Source organism: Pseudostreptobacillus hongkongensis (assembly GCF_001559795.1).
Classification (GTDB): domain Bacteria; phylum Fusobacteriota; class Fusobacteriia; order Fusobacteriales; family Leptotrichiaceae; genus Pseudostreptobacillus; species Pseudostreptobacillus hongkongensis.
Map to the genome: position 1 here is coordinate 1 of NZ_LOHY01000164.1, position 256 is coordinate 256.

At 31.6% G+C, this 256-nt stretch carries 1 protein-coding gene; it reads left to right on the forward strand.

Annotated features, from left to right (window positions below; translation table 11 throughout):
• Positions 1–256, forward strand: a 256-nt coding sequence (locus AYC59_RS07450; protein WP_281177384.1) for a thiamine pyrophosphate-binding protein, incomplete at both ends; no start/stop codon positions are given.

Consider the following 256-nt stretch of genomic DNA (forward strand, 5'->3'; position numbering starts at 1 on the left):
GCACAAGGTATGGCAATTTCAGCTAAACTTTCTAATGCTCCATATAGAGTATATGCAATTTTAGGAGATGGAGAATTACAAGAAGGACAAGTTTGGGAAGCGTTTATGTCAGCTGCTCACTTTAATTTAGATAATTTAGTAGCAATAGTTGATTCAAATGATTTACAAATAGATGGAAATGTTTCAAAAGTTATGCCTGTTGAACCTTTAACTGATAAGTTTAAAGCATTTAATTGGCATGTAATAAATATAGACG